This window comes from Desulfovibrio sp. An276 (genome assembly GCF_002159665.1).
GTDB classification, from domain to species: Bacteria; Desulfobacterota; Desulfovibrionia; order Desulfovibrionales; family Desulfovibrionaceae; genus Desulfovibrio; species Desulfovibrio faecigallinarum.
Genome location: NZ_NFJC01000035.1, coordinates 17464 through 30050, shown reverse-complemented (window position 1 = coordinate 30050; position 12587 = coordinate 17464). Strand labels below are relative to the sequence as shown.

Here is a 12587-nt window from a genome sequence, read left to right as displayed (position 1 = left end):
ATAGCCATTACATTTGGCTACAGCAGAGATGGACATCCAGAGCTGCCCCAAATAATAGTGCTGGGGCTGGCTGATCATGAAACGGGATTGCCAGTCAGCTTCAAGGGCGTTTCTGGCAACGAGAATGACAAGCAGTCTTTTCTGACGCTCCTTGAGAAGGATGCCGATGAATTCAAGAAGGAATTCCCGGATGTAAAGATAGTTGTGGGGGACTCTGCACTCTGTACGGCGAACATCTTCGAAGCTGCATCCCGGGCAGACGTGCATCTCATAACAAAAATGCCGCTGACAAACAGCGTGGCCAGGCAGTACATAGCTGAAGCAGATCCGGAAAAGTTTACGGATATTTACGGATCTGAGAACACGAAGAGTGAACGGGGACAGTGGTGTCCAAATCTTAAAATTGGCTCCTGTGAAGTTAAGACGCTGTTGGTAGAGAATCCTGCACTGCGCGAAAAAAACAGGAAAAGATACGAGCGTGAGGCGAAGAAGGAAGCAGAGAAGGCCATGAAGGAGCTCTCTTCTCTGACCAGGAACTGCACAAACATGGAGGAAGCAAAAGCTGCTGCAGACAAAGTGCAGAAAAATCTCAAGCTCTGTCGTATGGAATCCATATCCCATGAGGAACAGTGGAAAAATTGCAAGGTTGGAAGACCGCGCAATGATAAAGAGCCAGAGAAGAAGCTTGTCGGTATCAAAGTTACGGCAACTATAGTTGCCGACGAAGAGTTGATTGCAAAAAAAACTGAATTATCAATTAGATATGTGATAGTAACCTCTGATCTGGCAACCTCCTGGACAATGGCAGACCTTTTGGCAATGTATCGTGGGCAAAAACATATTGAAAGTGGCTGGAAGTTGCTCAAGGATAAACGACTTATGCTGGAGTCCATCTACCTTGAAAAGCCTGAGCGCATAGAAGCACTCATGTGTATCCTCTACCTCATAGTATTGTGTCTGAAGGTGGCTGAAATCATACTGTGCGAGGGCATGGAGAAGAACTCTCTCGAGCTGCCTCCTGTTGCCAATGAAGCCCCAGCTGCCAGACCTACGATTACACGGCTGATCGCCTATGTAGTCAATCAGCACATTACGCTTTACAAAAATGGATCTGGAGAGGTGCGAATATTCAATGTTAACAATACATTATTCAATATCTTCCTAGCAATGGGAGCGCACTGGCTCCGCTATTACTTACCTCAAACCTATGGAGATAATCGGCTATCAGAAATTGCTGGAAAGTAACTGCTCAATGTCGGTCTTACCTTCAAGGCAGAGGAGCTGGGTTACCACCCAGACGTCATTCTTTCGGGTCGCCGCATAAACGACAGCATGGGGCGCATAGCTGCGCAGCGCATAGTGAAGGCCATGATCTGCAGGGGCAAGGTTGTTCGTGGAGCGCGCGTGGGCATGCTCGGTCTGACCTTCAAGGAAAACGTGCCAGATTTGCGCAACACCCGCGTGGTGGACATAATTGCAGAGCTCAAGGAATTCGGCATCGAGCCCATCGTGACGGACGCAGAGGCCTACCCGGAGGAGGCCATGCGTTTTTACGGGCAAAAGCTCGTGCCCCTGTCCGAGCTGAAGGAGCTTGATGCCATTGTATTGGCCGTACCCCACAGAGTCTACCAGTCACTTGATCCAGAACAGCTGAAAGCTTTCTTCAGGACACCTGAGGACGCATTTGTCTTCGATATCAAAGGATTTTTCGACAAGGAAGCCATGCAGGCCGCTGGTGTGGATTATCAGCGCCTTTGATAATGACGCCCTATTGAAAAAGAAGCAACGCTGACGCAAGCTAAGTCATTGTAGACGTGCATCGTATCCGCTCAAGGGACAGGTTAGCCATCTGGTTGGCTGGTTATCCTCCCCCTTGACGGATATATTTTTTCGTTACTATGAATAGCCGTAGAATCGCTCCCCGGTAAGTATTTTTTGCCGTACCCATTATTGCTCAAAGCTGTTTTAGATTAGTAAATTCATCTTCCGCCGTGGAGCTATCAACCGACCTCTCGCACCCTTTGCGGATTGCATCGGAGAAAACTATGCCAGCAGGGCCATTCGCTTCTGAAGACGACATTCTCGACACCCTGGGACGCTACTTTCCCTTGAGAAAGCCGGGCGTTCTTGTCGGGCGCGGAGACGATTGTGCTCTGTTGCCCGCAGGCAAACCCCTTTCCATCAGCAGCGACCTCTTTTTGGAGGACGTGCACTTTCGCACCTCCTACGCGACAGCTGAGGAGATCGGCCACAAGGCCTTGGCCTGCAATATCAGCGACCTTGCAGCCTGCGGTTCGAGACCCCTTGCCTTTACCCTGAACCTGGGCCTGCCAAAGAACATTGACCCCACCTGGCTCAACAACTTTTTTGCCGGCATGGGTTCCCTTGCGTCCAGGTACGGCATGGCGCTCATAGGCGGCGATCTCTCAAGGACCGAGAAGCTGCTTGTGTCCGTCACGGTCTTTGGCGAAGTGGTGGGGGTAGGGGGCTTTCTCTCCAGGGCAGGGTCCCTGCCGGGCGATGCCATCTTCGTCGTGGGTGCCCTGGGCCTTGCGAGGGCAGGGCTCTTTGAGCTTGAAAAAAGAGGACGTAGCGCCTTCGAGGACTACCCCAAGGCCTGCCAGGCCCTGCTCAAGCCAGAACCCAGGGTGGACGCGGGACTCATGCTTGCGCGCGCAGGCATGAACGCAAGACCGCCTGCGCTCATGGATCTCTCCGACGGCATTGTGCGCGATCTGCCGCGTCTTCTTGGCCTCAGCGGCGAGACTGGTGTGTGGGACGAAGAGGGTCAGGCCCTGGGTGCGGAACTCATCATTCCCGCAGGCCTGCTCCATCGGGAGCTGATCGCCTGGTGCAGGGCCAATGGAAAGAATCCTGTGCATGAGGCCCTTCTTGGCGGGGACGATTATGCCCTGCTTGGGAGTTGCGCGCCGGACATGCTGGCAGCCCTGCACGCAGCCATTCCCGACTTTTGGGAAATCGGCGTTGTGACCTCTGGCGAGACAATTTTCTGCAACAGGGAGCCCATAGACAATCTGCAGGGCTTTGACCACTTTTCCGTCTAAGCTTTTTGGAGGGGCGCGTGAAACATCTTCTCAAAGGTTGGCTTGAGGCAGCAGGCTTGAGCAAAAGCGATCTGTCTGCCATGGGCATTGACGCAAAGGCCTGCGCAAGGGCGCTCAAGGACATGCATGCAGCGTGTCGCGACGCCTGGCAGTGCGGCTTCATGCGGGGCTTCAACGGCAACATGAGTGTTCGCCTGGACAGGGAAGATGGCTACGCATTGCTCGTGACCGGAACCTGTGTGGCAAAAGGTCATTTGAAGCCCTGTGATGTGGCTCTTGCTGACGAAGAGGGGAGGGGGCTCCATGGACCGGCTATTTCAAGCGAAACGGCCATGCATGTGGCCATCTACAAAAAGCGTCCGGATGTCCGCTACGTGCTCCATGTGCACCCTGCGGCCATGCTGGCACTCTCCCTGCGCGTCGCGGAACAGGATTTTCTGCGCATGCCTCTCTTTGAAGCAGAGACATGGAGAGCAACTCTGGCAATAGCCGATGCCTGTGAACCTGGCACGGAAGAGCTTGCCAACTCCACTGCGGAAGGCTTTGCGGATCCAGCCATAAAGGCAGTTTTCATGCGTCAGCATGGTCTGTGCACAGTGGGACACGCGGCAGTGGAAGCCGTGGGCGTGTGCGAACAGTACGAACACCTAGCGCAGACACAGCTTTTTTTCTTGAGCTAAAAATGTTGAGCAGGTATTGTTTCACGTGAAACAATCACTGGAATAGTGTGGCTAGAGCAGTGTCTTTTTTCGTTCCAAGCCTGCGCTTGGAGCGGCGCAAGCCAGGAAAGGAGGCGGCCATGAGGAGTTTTGTTTTCCCCCTGCTTGTCGCGTCGGCTTTGGTACTGATCTCGGCGTCTGACGCCATCTAACAGATAACCCCGGCCCATTCGCGGTGGGTCCGGGGGCGAAAACTACACATAACTCACTTGGCAGCCGTGCAGGGTGCTGTAACGCGCCGTCCAGCCCCGGTTCCTGTTATCAGCAGGCCAGGGCTCCCCTTTCATGTAGATATATTTTGGGACTCTGTACAGTCTCTTTTGAGACAATGTGCGGGACACACAAGATATTGCTTTCCATGAGGCGCAAGTTTCGTTCAGCGAAGGTGCACCAACTTCTTGTGTGCCTGCTCGACTGTGTCCCCTGAAAGGAACATGTTCAGACTTGTGTGAGAACTTATTGCAAGAGTTCAGGGGCAGAGACGGGGAGAGACAACCTGGTTGTCCGTGAAGCCAGGCGTCTGCGTAGACATCCCTTGTTGCCATTGCTGTTGTCTACGTTGCCAGTAGGGCAAGAACTGTGCAACGTTGTAGTTCAGAACCCCAAGGAGAGCGGCAGTATGAGGAGCCAATGCTACCTCTTCTCGTTCCTTCTGACAGCGACCAATGCATTGTTTCACGTGAAACAATCCAATTTCAGTCTCGACGCAGGACGACATCCGGTAGGACAATAGCCGTTTCCTCCGCATCTTCCTTTCCCTTCCAGGCCAGGATGAAGCGGATTTTGGATGAATATGGCCTGTATCTCCTGTCTGTCAGTCTTTTGAGTCTTTCGCGAAAAGCCTTCGAATATCTGACAACAGGCATGGCCTTGCCATTCACCCGTGCGTGCAGCTCCCTGTCTCCTGGCGTGAAACAGAGGGGCTCGCCTGCGCGCAAGCCAAAGATGTACCCCTTCTTGCCCTTGAAAAAGTCCAGGACCACGTCCCGGTGCGTCAGCTGCAAGGCAATTTCTTCGGGCTCTGCATATGTGTTCCTGTCCTCGACATAGGCGAGGCCCTCGACGTTTCTTATGGCAGGGGAGGCGAAGAGAGCGGTGTTGCAGTGGATGTAGAGCTCCTTTTTGGCCCTGGTCATGCCCACATAGAGCGTGCGTCTGTCATCGTCTGTGGCCGCATTGGTGCCGTTCAGCAGCATGTAGACTTTATCAAACTCGCGTCCCTTGGCCTTGTGGATGGTGGACACAGTGACAGGTGCGCCCTCCACAGCTGAGAAATCGTTGTATGCGGACTCCCTGATGAAGTTTTCCAGATCGCTGCGGTACTTCTCCTTGTGGGTGACCTCAAAGTCGCGCAAAAGTCGTTTGCAGTTCTCAAGGCAGGAACTTGTGGCGTACTGCCTCTCAAGCCGTGTTCTTGCAGTTTCCCATGCCTCGTCGGAGATGATTGGGGACTTTTGCATGGTGTCGAGCCATTTGAGGAAATGGCGAATTTCGAGCAGATCGTAGAGCCTGAAGTGCTCCATGGACTGTATCAGGCTTGCTCGAACACCCTTTTTCAGCAAAAGCCCCGTGAGCTGCAGGGCCTCGTCGTTGGTAGTCGTGAGCAGGCAGCACCGCTCCCCGCCAGACGTTGCGAGAATCTGCCTCACAATAGGCTCTTCCATATGTCCGCAGTAGTGCCTTGTGATGCAGACCTTGCCCGGATCCGTATGCACTGCCCGGATGGGCTCCTTTTTCATGCGCTGGCGTATGGTTGCGGCAAAGGCGTTGGCAAGGGACACGACAGCTGTGCTGCTTCTGAAGTTGTCCGACATTTCGTACTGGGTAGCGCCATGTTCTGTCACAAGCGAGCGCAAAAAGCCCGAATCCGCGCCCCTGAAGGCAAAGATGTTCTGATCGTCATCGCCTACGGCAATGAGACGCATGCCCTCATTGTGATTCATCAGCGCAAGGACAAGGTTGAATTCGTCGCAGGCCATGTCCTGGGCCTCGTCTATGACAAGAACGCTCTTTGTGATTTTGCCCTGTTCGACCTCGCCCTGGCTAATCCTGTCCGCGGCCTTCTGCACAATGTTTTCCACGCCTTCCAGGCTGCCGATCCTGCCAAGCAGATCAAAGCTGTAGGAGTGGAAGGTTGTGATCTCCACGAAATGGGCGGCATTGCCTATGAGGCCGACAAGGCGCTTTTTGAATTCCGTTGCAGCAGCCCGCGAGAATGTCAGCATCAGCAACTGCTCTGCCTTCACGTCCTCCAGAAGCAAAAGCGAGGCCAGCTTGTGGACAAGGAGCATGGTTTTGCCACTGCCAGGGCCAGCGGCAACGACAATGTTTTTGCTCTCGACATCGTTGATGATGGCCTTTTGCGTGGCGGAGAGAGTGCCAAAGAGCTCTTTGTACTTTTGAGCGGAGATGGTGCGGCCAAGCTCGGCAATCTCGTCCGCCCTGAAGTACCTTGTGATGAACTTTTTGTAGTCCATCTGGAAGTAGTCCTGCACGAACTGCAGCGCTGCCTCGTAGTTCTTCACGACAAGGTGGGCGTAGCGGCCAATGATGTGCACCTGCTGTGTCTTGTGTTTGTAGAAGTCGTCCAGAAGCTGGTAGTCTGCCTTCTTGTACTGGACCCTGGTGTTTTCGATGAGGCGGCGGATCTCCAGGGCGTTGTAGAGAATGAGAAAGCCCCCTTCGAGCTTCAGGACCTGTGTCCTCGAAAGATAGAGAAGGGCGTCTTCCACATCCTTCAGGCTGATCGATTCTGCGTAGAGCTGGGTGCGTGCCATGGCCCTGTAGCCGTTGTAGAGACCGACAACCGAGAAACAGACCGGCTTCATCCCGCTCTTGCTCTCGGGCACATCCTTGGCCTCGTTGTAGAGTGTCGTGATGATGAAGCGGCACAGGGCAATGCGCAGGAAAAACCTTTTTTGCAGGGTAGACAGGGGAAGTGCCGGCACAAGGCGCACAGTGTCTGCCCTGTTGTACTCTGGTCGATGCACCCATTTTTTGATGATGTGAAAGTTCAGAAGTGTTCTCAGATTGCGGACGCTTGCCCTGGCAATGCCGGCGTTTTGGGCCTTTTCGTTGAGCTCCTTCAAGGACACATCCGAGCCATTCTGTTGCAGTTCGCCGATCAAAAGCTTTTCCAGCTTTGCGAGCTGTTCCAGCATGTGGAGGGACTTGTTCTCCTTGTCCGAGGCATGGATGAAGGCAGACATGTCTTGCATGTCGGCCAAAAGGCCCTCCAGGCGCATGAGGCTGATGAGCTGTATGACTTCTTCCCGGACAAGACCCAGGCGATCTGCCAGGTAGTCCACCCTGGATTCTGCTTCCTCGTTTCCTGCTCGTGCCCTGCTCCTGCTGCCGAGGAGGGCGGTCATGATTCTGCGGGCATTGATGCGCTGGGTTTCCGAAAAGAGCGCCGACTTGTCCAGGCGCTCTCCAGCCTCAAGCATGTTCTTCACCAGTATGCTTGTGGCATAGATCCTGGGCATGTTTTTGCCTCGCTCAAGGTAGCCTGCGTTTTCCAGCGCAGCCAGGGCGGTGCGCACCCTTGTCTCCACATCGGCATTGCAGTCGTCCCAGCCTGCCTCCCTGGCGATTTCCAGTGGCGAGCACCATACACGCGGGCGGCGCCTTGTGAGCGCCCTTATGGCTCTCCAGACCTGCTGGATTTCGCTAATGCTGAGCTTTGTCTGATTGAGCAGAAGGAAGTGCTTGTCGAGATCCGCATCGTTGTAGAGCACATAGCATTCCGCCTGCATGGACGGGTCGCGGCCGGCACGGCCTGCCTCCTGCACGTAGTCTTCCAGGGAGGCGGAAATGTCGTAGTGAATGACAAGGCCAACGTCCTTCTTGTCCACGCCCATGCCAAAGGCCGAGGTTGCAACAATGCTCCTGACCTCGCCCCGCATGAAGGCTTCCTGGTTTTCGACCTTGTCTGCAGGGTCCATTTTGCCGTGGAAGGGCAGGGCAGCAAAGCCGTCGCTTGTCAGTTTCTCTGCCAGCTTTTCTGTCTGGCGGGTTCTGGAAACATAGATAATGGTTGGGCAGTTCCTTGCGGCCACAAGATCGCGCAGGGTGGCGTACTTTTCCTCGTCCGTTTCCCTGAAGAGCACCTTGTAGTGCAGGTTTTTGCGGGCCTGGGTAGAGGCAAAGATCTGCAGATCCAGATTCAGCGTCTCCCTGAAATACTGGCAGATGTCGCTTATGACCTTTTGCTTGGCAGTGGCCGTGAAGCAGGAAACGGGGATGGATTCTTTCCCGAGCCCCTTTGCCTCCTGCAGCTCCCTGATGAAGTATCCTATGTACTGATAGTCCACTCGGAAGTCCTGCCCCCAGGCGGAAAAGCAGTGGGCCTCGTCGATAACAAAGCGGACAACGTTTCGTCTGAGCAGCAACCTTTCTATAGTGCGTGAGCGCAGCTGTTCGGGGGAGATGTAGAGCAGGGAAGCCGACCCGTCCTCGATGCGCTCCAGGGCGTTGGCTCGCTCTACTGGGTCCAGCAGGCCACTGATGGCCACGGCTTCGGTGATGCCCACCTTTTCCAGATTGTCCACCTGATCCTTCATGAGCGACTGAAGGGGCGAGATGACCACTGTCAGGCCATGCACGCACTTGCCTGCCATGAGGGCCGGCAGCTGGAAGGTGATGGATTTGCCGCCGCCAGTGGGAAAGACGGCAAGAAGGGAGTGTCCCTCGACTGCAGCCCTGGCGGCCCTTTCCTGCAGGGGCTCGCCATTGTAGGTCCTGAAGCTTTCGAAGCCGAAGATGTGTTGCAGGCCCTTGCGCACGTCGAGCGCCTCTGTGCAGTAGGGACAGCCCTCCTTACAGGGGGTGTGGCGCAGCTTTTGGATGACCTCCGTGACCTTGTGGTAGCTGTGCAGAACCCAGGGTGGCGTCACCGAAGTCGGATCGCCTGTGCCAATCAGGGCAAGGGCGTAAGCCAGCTCCTCGGGCATTTGTGCGACGAGGAATGCAAGATCGGTCCTTGCGCAGATTCTGCCCGCAAAGGCTGAGCGTATGCGCTCCGCAAGAATCGGAGCTTCACCGGGAATATCAGAGGGGAGGGCGAGGTAGGCAAAAAAGCCTGCAAAGGATGGCGATGTCTTGAGAAGCCCGCAGTAGATGTCCTGCATCTGCGAGGGCAGGGCACGAAAGGCATTGACCTCGTCGTGGAAGAGCCTTGCAGCCTTTTTGCAGTCGCTGACGGGATTGTTCAGCTCATCGACCCTGAGCTTGTCGTCCTTCAGCAGGGAGTGGTAGGGACGTTTGGGAAAGAGCAGGGGGGACAGGGGCAGCGTGTCGATGACCCTGGCTGAAATTCGGATGTCTGCGGTCTTCTCCAGAAGGGCCAGATCGTGACGCAGGATATTGTGCCCGCAGACAAAGTCGGCTTCGGCAATGAAGTCGAGAAAGGCTTTTGGGTTGTTTGAGTGAAAGGAGCCCCTCTCCTCGCTGAACGCTCCAAGGTCGCAGACCCTTGTTCCGCTGGCACTGATTTCGGCGTCAATGAAGGCAATGGACTTCTTCGCAGCTGAAGGGGGTGCAACGTCCTGCGTGAAGACGCCTTCCTCCCTTGCAGGCAAAGGCTCTTCTCGTACTTGCTTTTGCAAGAATGACAGGACCTTTGGGAAAAACAAAACCTGTACCCTTCCTGACAATATGAAGCCCGAACGCGTCCAGCGCAGTTTGCTGCATGCGTAGCCACAAGAACCCTGATGACAGATGCCGTGATTCCATGGGCTGAGAGAGAGCTGCATGAGAACCGCGTATCCCGAATCTTGCCCAAAAGTAGAATCATGCCAAGGGCCTGTCAATGATACTGCCTTTTTTGCAGGGAATCGCGATATTTCTCTGGGCTCAGGACCGGATGGGCTGCGATGCTTTTTCCCAGGGCAGGACAGAGCTTTGAGCCAGCAAAAAAGGCCCCTTCTCCCCAGTCCAGGACTGAAGCGAAGGGGCCCTTGCAAAGTTTGCGGCTATCAGGCCTTGTCTATGTCTATCAGTTCGTACTGGGGATTGCCCATGCCAAGTTCCGCCATGGCACTCAGCTGACGCAGGCCGTGGCGGCTCTGGATGCGTTCCACAAGGTCATGGTTGACCGATTCGGGCATGCCGAAAACCATATCGCAGCAGGCCTGATCCACTGCCAGGATATCTGTGGAGGCGCAGATGCCGAGATCCGGAATAGTGGGTTCCGCTGCCGAGGTCCCTGCGCAGTCGCAGTCCACGGACATGCGACGCATGATATTGATGTAGGCCATGCGTGGGCCAAAATAGTCGCAAACAGCCTTGGCAGAGTCTGCCATGTTCTCCATGAAAGGCTCCTTGCCTGGCCAACCGTCTATTGTGGCGGGAAGCTTCTCTCCGACACCATGGACCTGCCGCTTGCCGACCTGACCAGAGGCGCAGCCAATGGCAATATTCTTCATGGAACCACCAAAGCCTCCTCTGGCGTGTCCCTTGAAGTGGGTGAGGACCACTAAGGAGTCATAGTTTACAAGGTGTCCTCCCATGGCCACTTCCTTGAGGTGCAGACCGTTGCGCACGGGCAGACTGACATCCTCTTCCTCGTCCAGGATATCAACTGGACAGAAGGTCCAACCGTTGATCTTCAGAGTTTCGCGGTGATCGGCCGTTGTGCCACGGTCTCCCGGATAGAGTGTATTGGTCTCCACCAAAGAGCTGTTCGGAATGGTTTTCTGCAGGGCTGCCACAAGGGCAGGGGGCAGAATGTTGGGGCCGTGTTTTTCGCCTGTGTGCAGCTTGATGGCCACCTTGCCAAAGATGTGCTGATTCACGAAGCCGTAGATCCGGACAAGGTGTTCCACATCAATATGGCGGGTGAAATAGACCCTGGCACGGCTGCCAGGTGTTTGCATGCCCGTGACGTTTTTGCTGCCGATGACGGGTGTCTTCTGCACGACTTCGGCTGCATGTGCATTTGAGAGATACATACCCGGCAGCGTCGAGGCAGCGGTCAGTGCAGCCGCTCCCATAAGCAGGGTACGTCTGGAAAATTCTGTCTTCATGATTCACCTCGCAATCGCTCACACTGGAAGCTTGTAGCGGTACACCTTGGCGGTCGTTGGGAGAGAACAATTGGACACCTAACACCCGCCTTTGTCCCAAATACCTGATGGCAGGAGCAGCAGCAAGATTGAGATTTTTCGAAAAGTTGCCATTTTCGCGCGTGCCTTGCACATGGTCGCCAGATCCTACAACACGTCTAGCGATTGTTTCACATGAAACATTCTGCTCCTGATAGAAAAACGGTTCAACGTGGCTTTCTGTGGGTATTTTTAGCTGGTGAAGTTCTCTGTGAACTGGAGCCATGTGAGGAAAGAGAAAAGTCCCTGACGAGATCTGGCAAGTTGTCCATGTGTACTGAACAGCATGGCCTCTGGAAGAGTCAGAGTTGAGAAAATGCGCCCTCGTCGCGTCAATGCGAGCAACCTTGCGGAAGAACTGTGTTCTTCGGCTTGTCTGCCAGTGTATGTTGTGTATTCAGTGATTGTTTCACGTGAAACAATCTCCCACTCCATCCATTCAGGATTCAGAAGAACCTTGCTACGATATCGTTGGATGCTAGCATGCCCCTGGGGGTAAGCGCCAGGAAGGTCTTGCTCCCTTCATGCCGAATGCACGCCAGTCCCGCATCGACCAGGGCCAGGATGTAGGACATGTTTTCCCCGAGGAAATCTCCACCATCTCTGTCCAGACTTGTGACATCGAGGCCCCTCTTTGTGCGCATGGAAAGCATGATGTGTTCCTCCCGTACAGTCTGCCTGTCCAGTTGTTCTATGTCCCGATTCCTTTCATGGGGCTCGCTTGCAAGCCAGTACTTGAGATCACATGGCTCGGACACACGTTGCCCCCGCCAAGTGGACACAGCACCTGCTCCCACACCCAGATAGTCTGTTCCCTGCCAGTAGCCCCGGTTGTGGCGGCAGGCATGTCCCTTTCGCGCGAAATTGGAAATCTCGTAGTGCTCAAAACCCCGTGCTTCGAGCGTTTCGTGTCCCTGCAAGAACATCTGTGCCAATGCGTTTTCCTCAGGGAGAACCAGCTTCCCCTGCTCGATACTCCTTTCAAGCCTTGTCCCTTCTTCTATTGTGAGGCCATAGGCCGAGATATGGTCAGGAGCAAGTTCGCAGGCCTTGTGCAGGATGTTGAGCCAGCCTTCCAGACTTTGGCCTGGGAGGCCCCACATGAGATCGATGCCAAAGGACGCAAAACCTGCTGCATGCACATGTTCAGCTGCCTTTTGTGCCTGTTCCACCGTGTGGATGCGGCCAAGCGTTCGCAAATCGTTATCCGACATGCTCTGTACGCCCATGGAGATACGCGTGACACCAGCTTCCCGAAATGCCTGTACCCTGGACTTCTCCTGCAGGCTTTCCGGATTGGCTTCCATGCTGATTTCCGCATCAGGGGCAAGAGAGAAGTGTTGCCCTATGGCGCCAAGGATGTTTGTTATATCTTCTGGAGAGAGAAGGCTTGGAGTACCGCCCCCGAAAAAGATACTTGTGACCGTATCCCGGGCATTGGTATCTTGTGCTTTTGCGCCGAACTTCGAGCCAAGCCAGGCTATGTCGCGCACAAGAGCTGGCACATAGTCTGCGGGCGGATTGCGTCTTCCCACTGCAATGGAGAAGAAGGAACAGTAGGCGCAGCGGGCACGACAGAAGGGAACGTGGATATAGAAAAGCATGGCTGAAAATAGCCTCTCTGACATGACTGCATGGATTGGAAGGTGCGGGATACGCAAGCGCCGGGCCCTTGGCAAGCAAGGCCTTGTGCGGGTATA

General features: G+C 54.7%; 7 protein-coding genes. 4 read left to right on the top strand and 3 right to left on the bottom strand.

The window, feature by feature from the left end:
- The 4 genes from B5F76_RS11985 to B5F76_RS11970 all read left to right on the top strand — a co-directional run.
- Nucleotides 1-1245 (top strand): IS1634 family transposase (locus B5F76_RS11985; protein ID WP_162608831.1); only part of this gene is annotated, 1245 nt, incomplete at its 5' end.
- 87 nt (nucleotides 1246-1332) lie between these two features.
- Nucleotides 1333-1758, top strand: a complete 426-nt coding sequence (locus tag B5F76_RS11980) for a UDP binding domain-containing protein (protein ID WP_087354876.1) — start codon at nucleotides 1333-1335, stop codon at nucleotides 1756-1758.
- A gap of 287 nt (nucleotides 1759-2045) precedes the next feature.
- Complete coding sequence (thiL, locus tag B5F76_RS11975) at nucleotides 2046-3065, top strand: thiamine-phosphate kinase (protein ID WP_087354873.1); 1020 nt, start codon at nucleotides 2046-2048, stop codon at nucleotides 3063-3065.
- Between the two features lie 17 nt (nucleotides 3066-3082).
- The gene (locus tag B5F76_RS11970) at nucleotides 3083-3745 is read left to right on the top strand and encodes a class II aldolase/adducin family protein (protein ID WP_087354871.1); all 663 of its coding nucleotides are present in this window, start codon (nucleotides 3083-3085) and stop codon (nucleotides 3743-3745) included.
- A gap of 734 nt (nucleotides 3746-4479) precedes the next feature.
- On the opposite strand, the gene B5F76_RS11965 is transcribed toward B5F76_RS11970, so the two are convergent.
- From B5F76_RS11965 to hemW, 3 genes are all read right to left on the bottom strand, one after another.
- Nucleotides 4480-9390, bottom strand: coding sequence for a RecQ family ATP-dependent DNA helicase (locus B5F76_RS11965; protein ID WP_162608830.1), 4911 nt, complete (start codon nucleotides 9388-9390; stop codon nucleotides 4480-4482).
- A gap of 369 nt (nucleotides 9391-9759) precedes the next feature.
- A complete protein-coding gene (locus B5F76_RS11960) occupies nucleotides 9760-10809 on the bottom strand; it encodes a DUF362 domain-containing protein (RefSeq protein WP_239407047.1) in 1050 nt (349 codons plus the stop codon).
- A gap of 524 nt (nucleotides 10810-11333) precedes the next feature.
- Nucleotides 11334-12491 carry a radical SAM family heme chaperone HemW gene (hemW, locus tag B5F76_RS11955; protein WP_162608829.1) on the bottom strand — a complete coding sequence of 386 codons (1158 nt, stop codon included), beginning with the start codon at nucleotides 12489-12491 and terminating at the stop codon, nucleotides 11334-11336.
- Nucleotides 12492-12587 lie beyond the last annotated feature (96 nt).